The 20659-nt window shown below is 36.6% G+C and carries 12 protein-coding genes; 8 read left to right on the top strand and 4 right to left on the bottom strand.

Features of this window, described 5'->3' with window-relative positions; all coding sequences use genetic code 11:
• Positions 1-62 precede the first annotated feature (62 nt).
• Complete coding sequence (locus GZ212_RS00575; protein ID WP_166956247.1) at positions 63-512, top strand: nucleoside deaminase; 450 nt, start codon at positions 63-65, stop codon at positions 510-512.
• On the opposite strand, the gene GZ212_RS00570 is transcribed toward GZ212_RS00575, so the two are convergent.
• Genes GZ212_RS00570 through aspS form a run of 4 tightly spaced genes read right to left on the bottom strand, consistent with a single transcriptional unit; the run spans position 509 to position 6064 of the window.
• Positions 509-754: a hypothetical protein gene (locus GZ212_RS00570; RefSeq protein ID WP_166956245.1), complete on the bottom strand. Its 246-nt coding sequence runs from the start codon at positions 752-754 to the stop codon at positions 509-511. The genes GZ212_RS00575 and GZ212_RS00570 overlap by 4 nt on opposite strands.
• Positions 755-2548, bottom strand: coding sequence for a chloride channel protein (locus GZ212_RS00565; protein WP_166956242.1), 1794 nt, complete (start codon positions 2546-2548; stop codon positions 755-757). It abuts the gene before it with no gap.
• A 2-nt stretch (positions 2549-2550) separates the two neighbouring features.
• Entirely contained in the window at positions 2551-4317 is a 1767-nt protein-coding gene (locus GZ212_RS00560) for an APC family permease (protein WP_166956239.1), read from the bottom strand.
• A complete protein-coding gene (gene aspS, locus GZ212_RS00555) occupies positions 4307-6064 on the bottom strand; it encodes an aspartate--tRNA ligase (RefSeq protein ID WP_166956236.1) in 1758 nt (585 codons plus the stop codon). The genes GZ212_RS00560 and aspS overlap by 11 nt, the downstream gene beginning before the upstream one ends.
• A gap of 176 nt (positions 6065-6240) precedes the next feature.
• Between aspS and GZ212_RS00550 the strand changes: the two genes are divergently transcribed.
• From GZ212_RS00550 to GZ212_RS00520, 7 genes are all read left to right on the top strand, one after another.
• Positions 6241-9060, top strand: a complete 2820-nt coding sequence (locus GZ212_RS00550; RefSeq protein ID WP_240923686.1) for a LuxR C-terminal-related transcriptional regulator — start codon at positions 6241-6243, stop codon at positions 9058-9060.
• Positions 9061-9326: 266 nt separating this feature from the next.
• On the top strand, positions 9327-12323 hold the full coding sequence (locus GZ212_RS00545; protein WP_240923679.1) for a TonB-dependent receptor: 2997 nt from the start codon (positions 9327-9329) through the stop codon (positions 12321-12323).
• 10 nt (positions 12324-12333) lie between these two features.
• Complete coding sequence (locus GZ212_RS00540) at positions 12334-13866, top strand: RagB/SusD family nutrient uptake outer membrane protein (RefSeq protein WP_166956230.1); 1533 nt, start codon at positions 12334-12336, stop codon at positions 13864-13866.
• A gap of 21 nt (positions 13867-13887) precedes the next feature.
• Entirely contained in the window at positions 13888-15633 is a 1746-nt protein-coding gene (locus GZ212_RS00535; RefSeq protein WP_166956228.1) for a LamG domain-containing protein, read from the top strand.
• A gap of 122 nt (positions 15634-15755) precedes the next feature.
• Positions 15756-17123 (top strand): glucoamylase family protein, encoded by a 1368-nt coding sequence (locus GZ212_RS00530; protein WP_166956225.1) that lies wholly within the window; start codon positions 15756-15758, stop codon positions 17121-17123.
• Positions 17116-19287, top strand: a complete 2172-nt coding sequence (locus GZ212_RS00525; RefSeq protein ID WP_206080355.1) for a glucoamylase family protein — start codon at positions 17116-17118, stop codon at positions 19285-19287. The genes GZ212_RS00530 and GZ212_RS00525 overlap by 8 nt, the downstream gene beginning before the upstream one ends.
• Positions 19287-20642, top strand: a complete 1356-nt coding sequence (locus GZ212_RS00520; protein WP_166957221.1) for a glucoamylase family protein — start codon at positions 19287-19289, stop codon at positions 20640-20642. Before GZ212_RS00525 ends, GZ212_RS00520 begins: the two co-directional genes overlap by 1 nt.
• Positions 20643-20659 lie beyond the last annotated feature (17 nt).

Here is a 20659-nt window from a genome sequence, read left to right as displayed (position 1 = left end):
TTGAACTTTAGATTTATAAAAAAGGCAGCTTATTCTTAGCTGCCTTTTTTTATTTTTATCCTATGGAAGGTTTGTTTGATCATCAATATTTCATGAAGAAAGCACTTCAAGAAGCTGAAGTCGCCTTTGAAAAAGGTGAAATACCTGTGGGAGCGGTTATTGTAATAGAGAATAGAATTATTGCTAGAGCCCACAATTTAACTGAGTTATTAAATGACGTGACTGCCCATGCAGAAATGCAGGCCATCACATCAGCATCAAATTTCCTTGGAGGTAAATATCTTCACAATTGCACGTTATATGTGACCCTTGAGCCATGTCAAATGTGTGCAGGAGCTCTTTATTGGAGCCAAATAGGTCATATTGTCTTTGGTGCTCGGGATGAAGAAAGAGGGTGTATCAATCTAAAAACGAAATTACATCCTAAAACCAAAATGGAAGGAGGTATTCTGGCTGATGAAGCGGCAAAATTGATGAAGCGGTTTTTTATAGAAAAAAGAAATTTGAATTAGTGTTTATTTCTTCTTTGCGATTCCCGCATTTTGTCAATATTTTCTTTGGTCAGCATATAGTCTTTCATATTCTTGTCCTTCCATCTGTAATAAGAGAAGAGTGGAAAGACAATAAAAAACAACCCAAGGCATCCAAATCCAATTAATTTTTGGGAAAAATCCACATCTAGTATAAAGCCACATAGAATGCTTGTCAAGGAGGCTACAAAAAAGATAAAAGTGATGATTTTAATGGGTTTCATTTAATGGGTAATATCAATTAGTTTTCTTCGGTAAACAGTAAGTAATTTCGACTTGGAAATAAAGCCAATGTATTCGCCATCTTTTGTGACAGGGAGATTCCATGCATTACTGTCTTGAAACTTTTTCATAATGGATATCATCTTGTCTTTATTCAGGTCAATAACTTCTGGAGGAATCTGCATGATGTCCTTAGCAATCACCTCTTCATAAAGTGATCGATCAAACATGATTGGGCGTATGTCATCCAAGAGGATGATGCCTTTTAATTTTTTAGTGTCCCTGTGAATCACAGGGAAAATATTACGGTTAGATTTAATAACAGCTTCGTGAACTATTTGTCCTAAGGTCATGTCGCCCGTAACTGGGATAAAGTTTGTTTCTACTACTTTATCAATGTCCATCAAACTCAATACTGCATGATCCTTGTCGTGAGTTATTAACTCTCCTTTTCTGCCTAATTCCATGGTGTAAACAGAATGTGGATAGAAGTATTTGGTCAAGGCAAAAGAAATCGTTGAAGTAAGCATCAAGGGGATGAATAACTCATATCCTCCAGTGACTTCAGCAATTAAGAATATAGCGGTAAGTGGCGCGTGTAAGACACCAGCCATCAGTCCTGCCATTCCTACCAATGTGAAATTGGTTTCTGATACTTGTAATCCGAAAATCTCAAATTTGTTAATAATACGCGCTATGCAATTTCCCATAATACTTCCCATAAATAGGGTAGGGGCAAAAATTCCACCAACACCTCCAGCTCCAAATGTTACCGCTGAAGCAATAATTTTAAACATAACCAATCCAGCCATTAGGAAAATAACAACCCAAAATTCAGTCAGGTCCAGGCCTAAAAAATTGTTTTGAAGTGCTTTTTCTGGATCACCAGCAATTAAATTGTTCATCACGTCGAAACCTTCACCATAAAGTGGCGGTATGAAGTAAACTAAAACTCCAATAATCACCCCCCCAATGATGAGCCTCATAACATTAGAGTTAATCTGATCAAAGAGCTTCTGTATTCGGTCATATACTTCTGTAAAATACATGGAAACCAAAGCGCTTATTATACCTAAGATTAGGAAAAAGGGTATGTCTTTCAAATCAAAGTTTTCAGTAATTCTAAACGGTAACAAAACATCATTGCCAAAAAAGAAATAGGACGTTAAAATGGCTGACAAGGATGCTAATAGTAATGGAAGTAAAGAGGTAATGGTTAAATCAAGACTAAAAACTTCAATCGCAAATATGATGGCAGCAATAGGGGCCTTGAAAATGGAAGAGAGTGCTCCAGCTGCGGCACAACCAATTAGCAAATTCCTAGCATTTTGGTTCATGTGAAATAATCTGGAAATGTTGGAGCTAATAGCTGCTCCAGTGGCAACAGTGGGGCCTTCTAATCCCACCGATCCACCAAACCCTACTGTTATTGGAGCTGTAAGAAGGGAGCCAAACATCTGGTATTGCTTCATAATACCTTTTCTCTTTGCAATAGCATAAAGGGTTGAAGGAATACCATGACTTACCCGATTTCTAATCACGTAAGTTATGATAAGGTAAACCAATGTGAACCCAATGATTGGAAACAAGAAATAAAAGGCATGATGGTAATATTGAATGATATTACTTTCTAATATATGTTGTATAAAGTGGGTGAAGTTCTTCAATAAGACGGCACCTACTCCTGAGGTAAACCCCACCAGCATGCTTAAAAGGTATATGAACTGTTTGTTAGAGATATGCTTGATTCTCCAAAACAAAAAGGTTGTCAAGGTTTTTTTAAAGAATTGTGCCATATTTAAATCACTAGTCTTACGCCTCCTAATTCTTCAACCTTATAACTGAATTTGTCTCCAGGAGAACCAATAAACATAAAGTTGACTGGGATTTTCCAGCGCTTTGATAATTCTTGAATGAGTTCAGGGTTAAATTCTCCTTCTTCAATGATTAGTTCCAATTTGATTTTAGGATATTCCCTATCTAAAAAGTCAATTTCAACGGCCAAGTTTTCTGGAACTTGATGTCCCGGTTTCACTACATGAACAATTTTGATTTTTCGGGTGTGCTCATTTTTTGTAATGTAAAGCATGACTTTGTTTAAAGCGGCAATGTTATCTCCCCTGGTAAAAAAGACAAATTCCTGCTGGTTTATTTTGTCTATGAAGTTGAGAATATTTCTATCCATTTTGTAGACGCCTCTTCTAATTGGGTCAAACATGTAGTGGATAAATTTAAGTAGCAATTTTAAAACTAAGGTTCTATTCAACATGAAGATGATGAATATCATGAAGGGTATAAAATAGCTTAAAAATACGTTTACGTTGCTTGGATTTCCTTCCTTTGGATTCATTAAAATGTTCCCAAGTAAGGCTATTAGAACACCTAAAATGGCAATGAATACCGCCGGCCATCGAGCCTTCTCTGGCCTAGGAAGGGATTCTCTTTTAACCTTTAATAAAATATTTCCAATCCCGAATAGGGCCATAACCGATAAAAAGGAAATGGTGTAAACACCGGCTAAAAGACTTACTTCACCTTGGGTTATCATTAAAACCGAAACGGTAAGTAGAAAGAACATAATAATGATTCGGTAAGAACTTCCTTTTTTATTCTTTTTGAGGAAGAACTGAGGCATGATTCTGTCTAGGGTCATACGCTCCAACAATCCAGAAACACCCACAAAACTTGTAAGAACAGCTCCACTCAAAACTAAAAAGGCATCAATAGAAATGAGAATGGCGACCCAATTCCCTCCAACTAAATTAGCCATTTCAACTAATAAGGTATTTTGATAATCATCACCTCTCAAAACAGGGATTGTAAACAATGCTAAGGCAAACAAAGCCATAAGAGGATTGATAATGCTAACAATACCCCACATGTTTCTTAAAGTTTTAGGAAAGACTCCTTTTTGTTGTTCTTCAACAAAGTTTGCAGAACTTTCAAACCCTGAAACGCCCAACATGGATGCGGAAAATCCAAGGAAAATAGCAATCCAAATACTGCCTCCGGCTAATTCAAAATTCCAATTTTCAAAAAATATGGAAATGCCATTTTGAAATAAATAGAAAGCTATAAAACCTGTCAGAATCAGTAAAGAAATCAAATGAAAAAGAAAGATGCCAATAGCAACCTTGGAAGATTCTGTAATTCCACCAATAGTTAATAATGCAAAGACTCCCAACAAAGCCACGGTTGATAGTATAATGGGCATTGCGGGAACCAAATGGTGCAAATAATGTATGGCTTCGTTTGCAGAAATAACGGCTGTAGCCATATATGAAAGTATGGTGAGCGTTGCTGCAAAAGATGCCATGAATTTACTAGTGGTGTTCAAAAGGGCATTGTAAGCTCCTCCGTTTAAAGGAAGGGCTCCAACGACTTCACCATATATTCGGCGGAATAAAAATAGGACCAACGAAACAATAAGCAAGGTAATCCAGGCATATTGTCCAGCATAAGCAATGGCTAAAGCAGATACATATAAAACAGATGAGCTAATATCGTTTCCACAAATGGCTGTTGATTCTAGCTCATTTAGTTTTTTATGTACCTTATTTTTCATGATGTTTAACTTTTAGACTTAGTTCCTCTAGTTGCATGTTGTCAATAGGAGCAGGAGCATCAATCATTACGTCTCTACCGGCATTGTTTTTAGGGAATGCGATAAAGTCTCTAATTGTTTCTTGTCCCCCTAAGATAGCAACTAATCTGTCTAATCCAAAAGCTAAACCTCCATGAGGTGGTGCGCCATATTCAAAAGCATTCATTAAAAAGCCAAATTGAGCCTTGGCTTCTTCTTCAGTGAATCCCAGATAATCAAACATTAGGGACTGTGTTTTCTTATCATGGATTCTGATGGATCCTCCTCCTATTTCGTTTCCATTTAAAACGAGGTCGTAGGCATTGGCCTTTACTTCTCCAGGTTTTGTCTTCAATAATTCCAATTGTCCTGGTTTTGGAGATGTAAATGGGTGGTGCATTGCATGGAATCTTTCGGTTTCTTCATCCCATTCCAATAGCGGAAAATCAACAACCCACAATGGAGCAAATTCCTTTGGATTCCTTAATCCAAGTTGTTCTGCTAATTCCATTCTTAGGGCACTCATTTGCGCTCTTACTTTATTTTTGTCACCAGATAGAATACAGATTAGGTCGCCTGGTTTGGCTCCCGTTAATTGAGCCCATTGCTCGAAATCTGTTTCATCGTAAAATTTATCGACTGACGATTTAAAAGTCCCGTCTTCATTGTAACGGCAGTAAACCATTCCTAGGGCTCCAATCTGTGGTCGTTTTACCCAATCGATAAGTTTATCGATTTCCTTGCGGGTATAGCTATTGCCATTTGGAACTGCAATCCCTACTACCAATTCAGCTTGGTTAAAAACATTGAAATCTTTGTGTTGGGAAACTTCATTCAGCTCTCCAAACTCCATTCCAAATCGAATATCTGGTTTGTCGTTTCCATATTTTTTCATGGCTTCGTCATAAGTCATTCTTGGGAACTTACTTATTTCAATACCATGAATTTCCTTAAGTAGGTGTCTAGTCAAACCTTCAAAAGCATCTAAAATGTCTTCTTGCTCCACAAAAGCCATTTCACAGTCTATTTGGGTGAATTCTGGCTGTCTATCGGCTCGTAGGTCTTCATCTCTAAAACACTTTACAATTTGAAAGTACTTGTCCATGCCACCAACCATTAACAATTGTTTGAAGGTTTGTGGTGATTGAGGTAAAGCATAAAACTCACCAGGATTCATTCTTGACGGAACAACAAAGTCTCTGGCGCCTTCTGGAGTAGATTTAATAAGATATGGCGTTTCAACTTCAATAAAACCTTCTTTAGAAAGATAATTTCTAACTTCCTGTGTTACTTTATGTCTAAAAATCAAGCTATTCTTGACGGGATTTCTACGAATATCTAAATAACGATATTTCATTCGTAATTCCTCACCACCATCCGTTTCATCCTCAATAGTAAATGGAGGAAGATTTGCTTGATTTAATATGGCTAATTCTTTAACTAAAATTTCAATGTCACCAGTAGCCAGATTTGGATTTTTTGAGCTTCGTTCGATAACGGTCCCCGTTACTTGGATAACAAATTCCCTACCCAATTTTTGAGCCTTTTCCATAATGGATTCAGGAGTTCGTTCTTCGTCAAGAATCAATTGGGTGATGCCATAGCGGTCTCTTAAATCTACCCAAACCATAAATCCTTTATCTCTGACTTTTTGGACCCATCCAGATAGGGTCACTTCTGTATTAATATGTGATGCTCTTAATTCACCACAAGTATGACTTCTAAACATTGAAAAAAATTTGATGTGCAAAATTAAATAATTATTTGAACAAACAAGAGAGAATAAGGGGTTTATAAGGGAGAGGATTATTAGTTTTACGAAGAATTTTCAATTGATTTTTTTTAAATTGAACATATATATAAATTCATTCCATTCTTTAATAATATCCTTGTGAAATGTTAGCAATGACATCAAATTATAAAATGAACTTTAGATTGTGCCTGGTGACTTTTAGTTTGTTTTTGGTTTCCATTTTTTCTCATGCTCAGTATACGCCATACTTTAAAAACTATTCCATTTCAGACTATCGTGCTGGTAATCAAAATTGGGGTGTGGCAAAAGGTAATAGTGGTAAACTTTATGTAGCAAATAATGAAGGGTTGTTGGAGTTTGATGGAATGGTTTGGAAATTTTATGAGATGCCCAATAAAACCATTATAAGGTCTGTTCATGTTGCTGATGGTAAAATTTTCACTGGATCGTATGAGGAATTCGGTTATTGGGAAAAGAATGAATTTGGAGTGTTGGCCTATACTTCCTTAAGTTCTTCCTTGGAAGAGGAAACTTATAAAGATCAGGAATTTTGGAAGATTTTGTCGATTAATGGTCAGGTGCTATTTCAATCCTTTACCAACATATATATCTATAATGATGGTGAATTAATTAAGGTTGATAAGAAAAATGCTAGTTCCACTCTAATATCAATGGATATTGTGGAGGGTCAAGTTTATGTTTCAACGTTAAAAAGAGGCGTTTTTATATTGGATAATAATGTTCTGGTGCCTGAAATTTTTGACCCTTTGTTGGTTGATACCAAAGTGATTTCCATTTTAAAGAAAGGGGCTTCATTATATCTATTTACTGGACTCAAAGGTTGTTTCATTTATTCCAACGGAGCTCTTAAACCATGGAATTCAGAAATCAATGATTTATTGGAGCAACATCAGTTAAATGTATTTACGGAAGATACCAACGGTCAAATGATTTTTGGTACAATAAAAAATGGCCTTTATATAACCGATGATAGGGGAAACGTGCTTTTTCATATTAATAAAGAAAATGGGTTTATTAATAATACCGTTTTAAGCTTGGATTATGATGGTAGCTTCGGTTTGTGGTGTGGGTTGGATAATGGATTGTCTTATGTTGAACTTAATGCCAATGCTTATTTTTATAAGGATATAACTGGAAAACTTGGTGCTGTATACGATGTCATTGAGCATGAGGGCGTAATATATGTAGGTAGTAATACAGGGCTATTTTATTTAGATGAGAAAGGGGAATTGGTATTTATTGAAGATTCCCAAGGTCAAGTTTGGGATCTTGTAGAAATTGAAGGTCAGTTGTTTTGTGGTCATAATAATGGGACTTTTTTAGTAGACAATAAGACTATTATTCCCTTATCAAATCATACTGGGGGGTGGGTAATTAAAAAGGTACCTGAAAAAAATGATTTATATATACAAGGTACTTATACGGGCCTAGTCCGTTATAGAAGACTTGGTGATGAAAAATGGGATGTGAAGAATTTAGGAAGGACCACGATTCCTTCGAGGTTCCTTGTATTTGAAAATTCAAACAGTGCTTGGGTCGCTCATGCCTATAAAGGACTATATAAGGTCCAATTTGATAGTGCTTTTGATACCATAGAAAATATAACGGATTATAGTAAGAAAGGATTACTCTCTGATTACAATGTTAGGATCTATAGGATTAAGAATGATATCTTTTTTAAGACCAATCGTGGTTGGCAGAAGTATGAACCTTTGTTGGACTCTATTGTTCCCTACAAGGTTTTGGAGGATAAATTGGGTCAAGATGCCTATATAATTTCTGAGGATGATCAAGAGGATTTGGTTATCAAAGATGGAAGGGAAGTCATTCATTTTAAATCTATTTTAGGAGAAGCAAATCAACTTTCTATTACCAGTTCTTTTTTGAGAAATCGATTAATTGTTGGATATGAGAAAATTTCAAGAATAAATGACTCCATTTCCGCTCTTAATTTGAATGATGGATTTTTAATGATAAATGAGCAACAATTTAGAGCCAATCATGATGTTGAAAAACCACAATTAGAAACACTTAGCGTCAACAGGGAACTAGTTGATATTGATAAGGGGAATTTTGATTTTCCGTTTAAGTCCAATATTTCCTTGGCATTTACCTCTCCACGTTCAAAGGATTATTTCTTCGCTTATAAATGGGTAAACAATGATGAAAATCAATGGTACGAATTGGAAAATCAGCTTTTGGAGTTTTCAAGTTTACCAGATGGGAAGCATACCGTTCTTGTGAAAGCGGTAAATAGTTTTGGAGATGAATCGGAACCTGTTGAAGTCGCCTTTGTGATACTTCCTCCTTGGTATAAGAGTTCTTTAGGGTTTGGATTGTACGTCATTCTCATTTTAGTCATAATTGGGTTTATCATTTTTTTCCATCGTCGAAAAGTCTCGAAGGAACAGAGATTAATGCAGGAAAAGTTTGAATTGGAACAAGAGCAGCTGTTAAAGGAGAAGGCTTTAGAAAATGAAAAGAACTTGGTAGAGTTAAAAAATCAAACATTGAAGAATGAAGTTAAATTGAAAAGCAAACAATTAGCAAATACTGCAATGGCCTTGGTCAAGAAAAATGAAACACTCCAAGATCTTAAAAAGGAGTTAGGGGCTAATAAAAAGGAATTTGGAAATGTCTTTGCGTATAAAAAGTTAGTGAAGCGTATTGACGGATCCATAGGTCATGATGATGAGTGGGAAATTTTTGAATATAATTTCAATCAAGTGCATGAAGAATTCTTTAAAGAATTGAAAAGGATGCATCCGGTACTTACGCAAAAAGATCTCAAGATTTGTGCCTACATTAAGATGAATTTAACTACTAAAGAAATAGCGCCATTAATGAACATTTCTGTAAGAGGCGTAGAAACACATAGATACAGGCTTAAAAAGAAGCTTGATTTAGATAATGACAAATCCTTGACTGATTATTTGATGAATATTCAGTAAACACTTCGCTTTTATGTTAAAATCGTAGTTTTTACTACGTCAAAAATACGTCATCTAACGTTTTCGTAACGAGTTAGAAGCATTTTTATGTATATTTAAAGTACGTCATGCTTCACTTTTGGGTACTTTTTTGGAAAATGGCGTAATTAAAATGTAATTGATTATTTCACTCAGTTTCAAATACATCTTAATTTAGATTCGACTAATTATTTTCAAAATTCAAACTACGTATGAAAACAAGATTTAGGCTAATTTTAATGTTGCTTATGATATCTTCAATCGGCTTTGCTCAAGAAATACAAGTGAGTGGAACCGTGACGGGCAATGAAGATAATATGCCTCTACCAGGGGTAAGTGTAATTATTAGCGGAACAGCTCGAGGAACAAGTACAGATTTTGATGGGAACTACACTTTAAAAGCTAATCAGGGAGATGTCCTTGAGTTTAGTTTTGTAGGTTTTAAAAGCGCATCGGTCACTGTAGGGAGTAGCTCTACAATTGATGTGGTTTTGGAAACGGATGTAGCGGCATTAGATGAAGTGGTTGTAGTTGGGTATGGAACCCAAAAGAAAGCAGATTTAACAGGGTCAATAGCAACTGTTAAAGCTGAAGAAATTGAAAAAACACCTGCAGCCAACGTTATGCAGTCCATGCAAGGTAAAGTGGCAGGGGTGCAAATTGTAAGCGCTGGTACTCCAGGGGATTCTCCTACAGTTAGGATTAGAGGTCTTGGGACTTTTGGGTCTGGGACTAATGTACTATATGTAGTAGATGGAATGTTTTATGATAACATCGATTTCTTAAACTCAAAAGATATTGAATCAATTAATGTCCTTAAGGATGCCTCTTCTTCCGCAATATACGGAGTTCGAGCTGCCAATGGGGTGGTGTTGATTACTACCAAAACTGGTAGAAAAAATTCAAAACCAGTTTTTGAATATGATGGTTACTCTGGAGTTCAATTTGCTCAAAATGTGGTTCAAATGGCCAATGCTGAGCAATTTGTGACCATGGCCTACGAATCGGGATCTGAAGCAGATATCCAATTTGTATTGAACGCTATGCAACGTTTTGGGCGTAGTAGAGTAAATCCAAATGTTCCTAATGTAAATACCGATTGGTATGATGAGATAATGAGAGAGGGATTGATATCTAACCATAGTATCAGTGCTAGTGGTGGAGGAGAGAATGTGGCTTATTCTGTTGGGGCCAATTATCTTTCTCAAGAGGGTATCTTGGATATGAAAAATGAGTACGAAAGATTTAACATCCGTACTAAAGTGGATGTGGATTTGTCAGATCGATTCAAAATTGGTTCAAACTTGGTTTTTAGTAATGCCACTAAATACCTGCCAGAGAATTCTGCTTGGTTCAAAGCGTATTTTGCAGTGCCTATTTTGCCTGTTTATGATTTTCAAAATACAGATGCGACTCCAACTCCTTTTGCAAATGCAAGAGCAATTGGGTATAGAAGTTCTCAAAACCCTTTTCCAGATTTGAGATATAATAATAACAGACAGAAAATTAGAAAAGTTCAGACTAATTTTTATGTGCAAACTGAAATTATTCCTGAAAAATTAACCTTTAAAACGGTATATAACGCCAATCTAGCTGCTATTGAACAAAGAAACGTTAACCTCCCATTCAATATAGGTTATGGAGATCAACGAATCTCAAGTATTTCAAGATCTGACAATACCTATTTCAATCAAATTTGGGATAACACGCTTACTTATGAAGATAATTTTGGGGATCACAACATTACTTTGTTGGGAGGAGCCTCTTTTAGAGATGAAGCATACAATGGTTTGTCAGGTTCTGGAGGTGATATCAGAGGTATTCAATTAGAGTCTTCGTGGTATTTGGATTTCTCAGATCCAGATCCAGAAACTCGTACTGTATCTGAGAACGGAAGACGTTATTATGGGATGTCCTATTTTGCTAGAGCGGCCTATAACTACAAAGGAAAGTATTTGTTATATGGTACGATTAGAGCCGATGGTTCATCTAAATTTACTCAAGATCCATGGGGATATTTTCCTTCAGTTGGAGCCGGTTGGGTGATTTCAGAAGAAGGGTTTATGCAAAATAATGGCATTTTCGATTTCTTAAAATTAAGAGCTGCTTGGGGTAAATTAGGTAATGATAATGTGGCTCCAAGTTCTGGTGCCAATACCACAAGCGAAGTAATTATCGCTGCTGGTAACGATCCATTATCTGGAGTTACGGCTACAAGTACTTTTACCAATAATACATGGGAAGTCGTTGAAGAAAAGAATTTTGGTTTAAACATGATAACCTTAAATAACAGGCTGTCAATTGATGCGGATTACTACATCAGAGATACTCATGATGCTATTATGCCTGTTTACATTCCAATTGCTAATGTGACTTTGCAGAGAAACTCAGGTCAAATTAGAAATTCAGGTTTAGAATTGGTCCTTAACTGGAATGAATCCGTAAATGAGGATTTCAGTTATAGTATTGGTGCCAATTTTACCACTTTGAAAAATGAAACTATAAGCATTGAAGATTCAAGAGGATATATTGATTCTGGATCAGCTGAATTCCGTCAAAGAACGATGGAAGGAGAACCTATCTTGGCTTTCTTCGGTTATGAAAGAATTGGAGTTTATCAAAATCAAGCTCAAATTGATGCCGATCCTACGGCTCAGGCAGCTATCGATGCAGGACAAAATATCCAACCAGGGGATTTAATTTATAGAGACCAGAATGGTGATGGGCAAATTACAGATGAGGATAGAGTTGTTCTTGGCTCTTTCTTACCTAAGTTTACCTATGGTGGAAATATTGGAGTCAATTATAAAAATTGGGGATTCTCTGCTAGTTTCTATGGTCAATCAGGAAACAAAATCCTAAACCGTAAAAGAGGAGAAATCATCTTTACCAATGATACCAATATGGATGCTGATTTAGCAAAAAATAGATGGCACGGGGAAGGTACAAGTAATGAATATCCGTCATCTGCTGGGTTGAGAAAATCATGGAACCAAAGATTAAGTGATTTTTGGATTGAAGATGGGGACTTCTTCAGAATTCAAAATATTCAATTGTCTTATACTATCAAGGGAAGTAAATTACTTAATGGGAAATTTCCAGAAACTCGTTTGACATTAACTGCAGATCGTCCATTTACATTCTTCAAGTACAATGGATTTGATCCTGAAGTTCCAAACGGTGTGGATAGACAAACCTATCCAATTCCAGCAGTATATACGGTAGGTATCAATGTGAAAATATAAAAAAAGAGATATGAAAAGAATAGAAAAATTAATAAACAAAACCATTTGGGCCATTCTTTTGTCCCTTGGAATGGTATCCTGTTCGGATAAGATTAATGAACAAGAGGGGCAGTTAAATGCCGACGATTTAGATTATACAAATACCGAAGATATGATTGATCCACTTGTGGGAGCCTATCAGATATTTGGTACCAGAGGATGGGAGGAACCACTCTTGTTATCTGTGCGTGGAGATGATGTAAACTCTGGAGGGTTGGGAGACCAACAACCATTCTGGGATACAGACCAATTTATCTACAACAAAGATTATTGGATGTACAATTCTCTATTTGCTTTACACTATTCTGATATAGTAGGTCTAAATACAGCAATGGAATTGATCAATCAATACCGAAGCTATGCAGACCCTAGTTATTATGACGAAGCTGACCAATATTTGGCAGAAATTAAAGTCATGAGAGCGTGGTTGCATTTTAATTTAGCCAGAAACTGGGGAAATGTATTTATTATAAACACCACAGAGCCTGATACAGAATATATCAATGGAACCGTTAGTAAAGATGGTGTCATGGAATATGTGATTTCAGAGATGAACGAAGCAATACCAAACCTTTTGGATGCTCGTCCTAATGAGAGAATGGACATTTATGGAGGTATTACCAAATATGCTGCAATGGCTTTACAGGCAATGGCCTATCAAGAATTGGAGAATTATCAAGAGGTGGCCAATGTCACTGGTGAGATTATCAATTCAGACAAGTTTATGCTTTATCCTGATTATTATAATTTGTTTAAAACAGATGGCGAAGTAAGCAATGAAAACCTTTGGGAAATTCAGTTCTCCGATTTCGGAAATGCTACTGGAGATACCTTCTATCATTTATATGCACCTTTTGGACCTACGGCTTATGTGCCAGCGAGACCAGATGCTTCTGGTGGTTGGGGATTCTTTGAGCCTAGTATGAAGTATATCAAGTTTATGTTGGATAGAGGGGAAACTGTAAGACTTGAAACGAGCGTGTTGTTTACTCCTGATGGAATCAATGAAATTCAAAGTGATCCAAATTATGCTGACCTTCCAGGGTTTGTTACTAATACCACTCCAGATGGAGATGTTATTAATAATTCTCCTCGTGCTGATTTCTTTAGTGGTAAACATTATTTACCATCCAATCAAATTATTCAAGGAAGAAATAATTATGGAGCTGGTAAAAATTATATTGTTTTTAGATATGCAGAAATTCTTTTAATGTATGCTGAGGCCTTAACTCATGGGGCTAGCGGTAATGGAATGTCAGCTGATCAAGCTGTAAATATGGTGAGATCTAGAGCCGGTTTAGGAAATGTTTCTGGTGTTACCACTGAGACAGTTATGGATGAAAAACTAGCTGAGTTAGCAATGGAATGGGGTGTGCGTTATTTCGATATGATCAGGTTAGACTGGTATGATGAATTGAGTTATGATGGTAGAACCTTTACTGCAGATAAGGAATTATTGCCTTATCCGCAAGGACAGGTAGATGCGTTACCTCTAGAAAATTAATAGAATAAAACTTACAGTGATATGAAAAAAATATTAAGATATACTACAGTTCTTTTTGTTGGAATCCTCATGTATTCCTGTTATGATGGAATAGATCCGATTACGGCAGTAGATCCAGGTCAAGATGAGGGAGCGCCAATTGTTACCATTGTTAAGCCAACAGAAGGATTGGCTATTTCAGATCCAAATCCAACATCTTCAGTTGATATTGAGTTAGAGGCAGAAGATGACATTGAACTTGCATTAGTAACCGTTTCGGTTGACGGAAATCAAATTGCTAGTTATGATGAGTTTACCGATTATCGTATTGTAACTAGAGAATTAACATATGACAATGTAACTATTGGAGACCATGTTGTTTCAGTTTCTGCAACAGACATTGTTGGAAATACAACAACTGTTACGGCAAATTTCACAAAAGAGCCGCCATATGTGCCTTTATATGAAGGTGAAATGTTATATATGCCTTTTGATGGAGACTATACTAACCTAGTGAACTCTATGCCTGCCACAACAGTGGGGTCTCCAGGTTTTGCAGGTGAATCTTATGCAGGGAATAATGCCTATGCCGGAGCTACTGATTCTTATTTGACGGTTCCCACTGAAGGCTTATTAAGTAGCCAGTTTACTGCTTCTTTTTGGTATAAAGTAGATGCAAATCCAAACAGAGCTGGTATCCTTACAGTTGGACCTCCAGATGAGGATAATCCAGATGCCCAAAATAATAGAACAAGCGGATTCAGATTCTTCAGAGAAGATGCTGGAGGTATGCAACGTTTTAAATTGAATGTAGGTACTGGTGATGGTGAATCTTGGTTTGATGGTGGTTCAGCCGCTGATGTGGATCCAACCACAAATGAATGGATTCATTTAGCTTTTACCATTTCTGAATCAGAAGCAGTTGTTTACATTAATGGAAATGTAGTAAGCCAAAACTCCTTCGCTGGAGTTGACTGGACAGGATGTGATATTTTATCAATCATGTCAGGAGCTCCAAGATTTACAGGTTGGAACCATTTATCTGACCTAAGTTATATGGATGAATTAAGAATTTTCAATGTGGCTTTAAGTCAATCTGAAATTGTGGAGCAAATGGCATACAGCAGCCAAATTCTATATATGCCTTTCAATGGGAGCTACACTGATATTGTAAATGATGTGGATGCAACTGAAGAAGGAACTCCTGGATTTACTGGTTCAGCAGATGCCTATATGGGTAATAACGCTTATGCAGGTGCAACAGATTCTTATTTGACTGTTCCAACAGATATGCTAAACTTAGGAAGCGACTTGAGTGCAACATTTTGGATGAATATCAATGCAGATCCAGATCGTGCTGGAATACTAGTTATTGGTCCGCCTGATGAAGATAATCCAGATGCTCAAAATAACAGAACAAGCGGTTTTAGATTCTTCCGTGAAAATGCTGGAGGTATGCAAAGATTTAAATTGAATGTTGGTAATGGCGATGCTGATTCTTGGTTTGATGGAGGTACAGCAGCTGATGTAGACCCTAGCACAACAGATTGGGTGCATTTTGCCTTTACAATTTCAGATTCAGCAGTTGTTGTTTATATCAATGGAAACATAGTAAGTCAAGGTTCTGTTTCTGGAGGTGTTGATTGGACAGGTTGTGATATTTTATCCATCATGTCTGGTGCTCCTAGATTTACAGGGTGGAATCACTGGTCTGACCTGAGCTATATGGACGAGTTAAGACTTTATAATAAAGCATTATCTCAAGAAGAGGTGCAAAGTATGCTTTAATATGCACAATTTACCTTCACATAAGTGATTGTAATTATTTGAATTAGCCTTATTTGATTTTTAGCTGTATTTCCTTTAAACCGAAATGCAGCTAAATTTCTTAAAATCGAATCGAATTTAAAATGAGACGCTTAAATCCTAAATTTTTCTTTTCCTTTTTTTTGGTTTTATTTCTGTTGGGATGTAAATCAGAAGGTAAGAAAGCAGACCACAAAATTTCAGAAACAAAGACCGACCAGGTTGATTTAACTGATGACCAATTATTAGACACTGTTCAAAAACAAACCTTTGATTATTTCTGGGATGGTGCAGAACCCAATTCTGGTTTGGCAAGGGAAAGATTACATATGGATGATGAATATCCAACTTCTCCAAAGAATACAGTAACCACTGGAGGAAGTGGTTTTGGTCTTATGGCTATTTTAGTTGGGGTAGAACGTGGCTTTATAACGAGACAGCAAGCACTAGAAAGATATGAGCAAATTGTTGATTTTCTCGAGAAAGCAGATCGATTTCATGGAGCCTGGCCACACTGGTTAAATGGAGAGACAGGAAAGGTTGTACCATTTGGTAAAAAGGACAATGGAGGAGATTTGGTTGAAACGGCTTTTTTAGTTCAAGGGCTACTAACCGTTTCAGAGTACTTTAAGGGAGGTGATGAAAGAGAAGAAGCTTTGGTTACCAGGATAGATGAATTGTGGAGAGATGTTGAGTGGGATTGGTATACTCAGGGAGGTAAAGATGTACTCTACTGGCATTGGTCTCCTAATTATGGTTGGGAAATGAACTTTCCTGTAGGGGGGTATAATGAATGCTTGATCATGTATGTTCTAGCCGCAGCCTCACCAACACATTCAATTTCCAAAAGTGTTTATGAAAAGGGATGGGCTAGGAACGGAAAAATTGTGTCCAATGATTCACTTTATGGAAAAGCTTTAGTACTTGATTATTACGAGCATAATGATGCTGCCGTAGGTCCATTATTTTGGGCACACTACTCTTATTTAGGGTTGAACCCCAAAGGTTTAAAAGATCAGTATGCAGATTATTGGAAATTGGTAAAAAACCATGCCATTATCCATCATGAATATGCACAAGAAAATCCTAAACATTTTAAAGGTTATGGTGATAGCCTGTGGGGCTTGACTTCCAGTTATTCCATGAAAGGATATGCAGGACATAGACCAGGTAATGATTTAGGGGTTATTTCTCCAACAGCTGCTTTGTCTTCATTCCCCTATACTCCAGAAGCTAGTATGAAAATGCTGAGGTATATGTATAAAAATGAAGATTCCTTGATAGGAAAATACGGTCCCTATGATGCATTTAGTTTAGAATATAAATGGTATTTACCTCGCTATCTAGCTATTGATCAAGGACCCATACCTGTAATGATTGAGAATTATAGAACGGGATTGTTGTGGGATTTATTTATGAAAAATAAGGATGTAAAAGAAGGACTGGATAAGTTAGGTTTTACAAATGAGTAAGATTAAGAGTTACATACTACTAATTTGCTTCTTGTTTGTTAGCACCTCATATTCTCAAGAGAGTCCATATTTAAAGGTTTTGTTTGAAGATAGCCCGATGCCTGATGCCTATTTCTTTTCGAATGTGGAATTTACGGGAGAGAGCTGGGTGAAAAATATAGATGGAAAACTTCTAGTCAACAATCATATTTCCTTTACACCAAAAAATGCTTTGTTTGTCCAATATCATTCTGCGGTATCTGGAAATTGGACTGCCGAAATATTGTATGATAAAATTCGTGGAATAGATTATTTTGTACCAGCAGATGTTTTGTCCTTTTGGATGTTTCTTCCCAATAAGGACGCCATAGCTTCGCTACCCAATTTAAGCTTGGGCTATAATGGCCAAAGCAAATCGGTGTCTTTGAAAGACGTATTTCAAAATCGTCCAATAAAACAATGGGTGCAAATTAAGATCCCATTAGATCAATTTGGCGAGAATATAGTAATCAATGGGATTTCGGGTTTGAAGTTATCTCAAGCTGCTACAAGTATTTCCAACCATAGTTTTTTAATCGATCAGATTGAGTTTATTTCAGAGGAACCTGCAACATTTATAACACAGAAACCCAACTTAATTTCTGTGAAGGGATTTGAAAAGCACATTGATTTAACCTGGGAAAAACCAACAGACATGAATGTGAAATACATTCAAATTTATAGAAAATCTGGCAAGGATTCCGATTTTAAATATATAGGAATTCAACATCCTTGGATATCTGGATATACAGATTTTGTTGGGGACTCTAAGGAGACTTACACTTACCAAATTTCCTATTTAAATAAAGATTATTTAAAAACCACGCCTTCCAATGTGTTGAGTACTCAAACTAGGGAAATGACTGATGACGAACTTTTGGACATGGTTCAAGAGTCCCACCTAAGATATTACTGGGATGGTGCAGAATCTAATTCTGGACTTGCCTTGGAAAATATTCCGGGAAGAACAACTATGATTGCCACAGGTGCTTCTGGGTTTGGAATGATGGCTATAATTGCTGGCGTCCATAGAAAGTTTATTTCTAGGGGGGAAGCGGTGGAACGATTCTTAAAAATGACCAGATATTTAATGAAAGCTGATCGTTTTCATGGGGCTTTTCCACATTTTTTGAATGGGGAAACAGGAAAAGTAGTTCCTTTCTTTGGAAAACGCGATAATGGAGCAGATTTAGTTGAAACATCCTTTTTAATGCAAGGACTATTAACAGCAAAATCCTTTTTTGATAAGAACGATCCTAAAGAAATTGAAATAAGAAATAATATAACAAAACTTTGGGAAGAAGTTGAATGGGATTGGTTTAGTCAAGAATCGAGTAAAGACTTTTTAACTTGGCATTGGTCACCAGATCAATCATGGACCATCGATCATCAATTGATTGGGTGGAATGAAACAATGATTACCTATTTTTTAGCAATTGCATCACCAACCCATAATATTCCGGCTTCTATGTATTACACTGGTTGGGCAAGTCCATCAAAAAAAGCTCAAGAATATAGGACTAATTGGGGAAAGACTAAGGATGGCTCTATGTATAAAAATGGACATACTTATGAGGGAATAGAACTGCCTGTTGGCGTATCAAATGGAGGGCCATTATTTTTCATCCATTATTCCTATTTTGGATTAGATCCTCATCAGTTGACGGATGCCTATGTTAACTATTTCGAGAATAATAAGAGAATTGCAAAAATCAATCAAAATTACTGTATAACCAATCCGAAAAATCATCCCGGATATGGTTCTGATTATTGGGGTTTGACAGCTAGTGACGGCCCTTATAAATATTCAGCTGATGAACCTAATCCTATTAATGACCATGGTAAAATTACCCCTACTGGAGCCTTATCCAGTTTTCCATATACACCAGAGGCATCTATGAAAGCTCTAAAGAATTTTTATCGAAACTATGGAGAAAGATGGTATGGCTATTATGGGTTCTATGACGCTATGTCGTTGAAGGATCATTGGAGATCTCCATTATTTATGGGCTTAAATCAAGCTCCTATTGTTATCATGATTGAAAATCATAGATCAGGTTTGATTTGGGAGCTATTTATGAAAAATAAAGACATAAAAGAAGGGTTGAAAAATCTAAATATAGAAACTGAAAAAATAAATAAATGATGAAGAGATTAATTTTTGGGTGTTTGTTGCTTCTAATTACCAGTTGTAATAATGATGATGGACCAGGTTATCAACCCCCCTTTAACCCAAACCCAGACCCTGAAGAAAATCCTTTGACCAATGATGAAATCATGGACTTGGTTCAAGAGGAAACCTTTAAATACTTTTGGGATTATGCCGAATCTAATTCTGGTGCGGCTAAAGAAAGATATCACCCCAGTAATCCTACCCTAAATCAAAATGTTGTGACTTCAGGAGGATCAGGATTTGGATTAATGGCCATATTAGTGGGGATTGAGCGTGGTTTTATCACACGATCAGAAGGCGTAGCTAGACTTCAGCAAATTTTAAACTTTTATGAAGGTGCCGATAGATTTCATGGAGCTTGGTCTCATTGGATTGATGGACCAACAGGATTTGCTTTACCTTTCAGTAATCTGGATGATGGAGGGGATATCGTTGAAACAGCATTCTTTGTTCAAGGCTTGATTTGTGTCAAAGAGTATTTTAAAGAAGGTTCTACAGATGAAATCGCTCTTGCCGATCAAGCAGATATGCTTTGGAAAGGCGTGGAATGGGATTGGTATACCCAAGGTCAAAATAAATTATTCTGGCACTGGAGTCCAAATCATGAGTTCGCCATTAATTTGGAATTAAAGGGTTATAATGAAACCTTGATTGCCTTTATTCTTGGTGCTGCTTCTCCCGATCATCCAATTGCTCCCGAAGTTTATCATGAAGGATGGGCTAGTAACGGTGGTATTGTGTCTTCTGCCAATCAATATGGGTATCCTCTAGTTTTAGATCATGTCGGATCAGGAACAGGACCTTTATTTTGGGCACACTACTCATATTTAGGCTTAGACCCTAGAAATTTATCAGATCAATATGCCAATTATTGGGATTTAAATAGAAATCATACCCTAATTAATTATTCTTATTGTGTGGATAATCCTAATAATTACACGGATTATGGTCCTAATTGTTGGGGCCTAACAGCTAGTTACAGTAGAAATGGTGATGGATCTATAGGATATAGTGCCCATGAACCAGAGAATGATACGGGAGTCATTTCCCCGACAGCAGCGATAAGCTCCATTCCCTACACACCAGAGGAGTCCTTAAATGCGATGCACTTCTTCTACAGTAAAGAAAATGTACTCTTGGGGCCTGCAGGTTTTTACGATGCCTTTAGTCCTGCTTACAACTACTGGGTCGCTAATGCCTATTTAGCTATTGATCAAGGCCCTCAAATTGTGATGATTGAAAATTACAGAACAGGACTTTTATGGGACTTGTTTATGGCAAATGAAGATGTTCAAAACGGATTAAATATTTTAGGTTTTACATATTAAAAGATGGTGAGTATAAA

The sequence above is a fragment of the Mangrovimonas sp. CR14 genome (assembly GCF_011764015.1).
GTDB classification, from domain to species: Bacteria; Bacteroidota; Bacteroidia; order Flavobacteriales; family Flavobacteriaceae; genus Mangrovimonas; species Mangrovimonas futianensis.
The sequence above is the reverse complement of the archived record's forward strand: the minus strand, read 5'-3'. Positions and strand labels throughout refer to the sequence as shown.

Excerpts from the sequence above, each read along its gene's own strand:
- GZ212_RS00530 (WP_166956225.1), top strand. The coding sequence starts at position 15,756 with ATGAGACGCTTAAATCCTAAATTTTTCTTTTCCTTTTTTTTGGTTTTA.
- GZ212_RS00565 (WP_166956242.1), bottom strand. The coding sequence starts at position 2,548 with ATGGCACAATTCTTTAAAAAAACCTTGACAACCTTTTTGTTTTGGAGA.
- aspS (WP_166956236.1), bottom strand. The coding sequence starts at position 6,064 with ATGTTTAGAAGTCATACTTGTGGTGAATTAAGAGCATCACATATTAAT.
- GZ212_RS00575 (WP_166956247.1), top strand. The coding sequence starts at position 63 with ATGGAAGGTTTGTTTGATCATCAATATTTCATGAAGAAAGCACTTCAA.
- GZ212_RS00520 (WP_166957221.1), top strand. The coding sequence starts at position 19,287 with ATGAAGAGATTAATTTTTGGGTGTTTGTTGCTTCTAATTACCAGTTGT.
- GZ212_RS00560 (WP_166956239.1), bottom strand. The coding sequence starts at position 4,317 with ATGAAAAATAAGGTACATAAAAAACTAAATGAGCTAGAATCAACAGCC.
- GZ212_RS00550 (WP_240923686.1), top strand. The coding sequence starts at position 6,241 with ATGACATCAAATTATAAAATGAACTTTAGATTGTGCCTGGTGACTTTT.
- GZ212_RS00535 (WP_166956228.1), top strand. The coding sequence starts at position 13,888 with ATGAAAAAAATATTAAGATATACTACAGTTCTTTTTGTTGGAATCCTC.
- GZ212_RS00545 (WP_240923679.1), top strand. The coding sequence starts at position 9,327 with ATGATATCTTCAATCGGCTTTGCTCAAGAAATACAAGTGAGTGGAACC.
- GZ212_RS00570 (WP_166956245.1), bottom strand. The coding sequence starts at position 754 with ATGAAACCCATTAAAATCATCACTTTTATCTTTTTTGTAGCCTCCTTG.
- GZ212_RS00525 (WP_206080355.1), top strand. The coding sequence starts at position 17,116 with ATGAGTAAGATTAAGAGTTACATACTACTAATTTGCTTCTTGTTTGTT.
- GZ212_RS00540 (WP_166956230.1), top strand. The coding sequence starts at position 12,334 with ATGAAAAGAATAGAAAAATTAATAAACAAAACCATTTGGGCCATTCTT.